Genomic DNA, 565 nt, shown 5'->3' with positions numbered 1-565 from the left:
ACCTATTTTTAATTTTACTTTACCGTCTTCAATTGAATATTGATTTTCAGTAAGCTTTCTTCCATCTAATGTTAATTCAACTCTTGATGGTTTTGTTGAAGCATCTTTTCTACCTAAAACAATTTGCCCATCAAACTGCTCGCCATTGAAATAAGCAGATTTTGAAGTTTCCATTAAAGTTGTATAGTTTGTCATAGACACCTCACTAGAAAGTGTTCCTTGTAACATAGCCGATAACACTTGAGACTCTGTAGTTTTAATATCAGCTTGCAACTGCGTCATTTTGGTTAATGATGCCACTAAAGGGAAACCTTTGTAATGATAATCTAACCAATCAACAGGTCTGTTATCTCTATTAATTACTTGGTCTGTGCTAAAGTTTTTCTGTACATCTTTAACAATATCTTGCATTCCTTTTTCATCTTTTAAAATTTCAGAAACGCCATCTCTAAATGTAGCAATTTGATTTAAAAACTCTTTTCCTTCAGGCTTAATAACATCGCCTTTAAAGAAATTTTGGTCTAAATAATCTCCTTTATCCATAATTTCATAATCCGTAGGATCA

Annotated in this window: 1 pseudogene; it reads right to left on the bottom strand. The window is 31.9% G+C overall.

Annotated features, from left to right (window positions below):
• A pseudogene (locus FUA24_RS03060) lies at window positions 1-565 on the bottom strand (gliding motility protein GldM); the annotation flags it as partial.

The sequence above is a fragment of the Seonamhaeicola marinus genome, from assembly GCF_008085455.1.
Note: the sequence above shows the minus strand (reverse complement) of the source record. Positions and strands in the feature narration are given on the sequence as shown.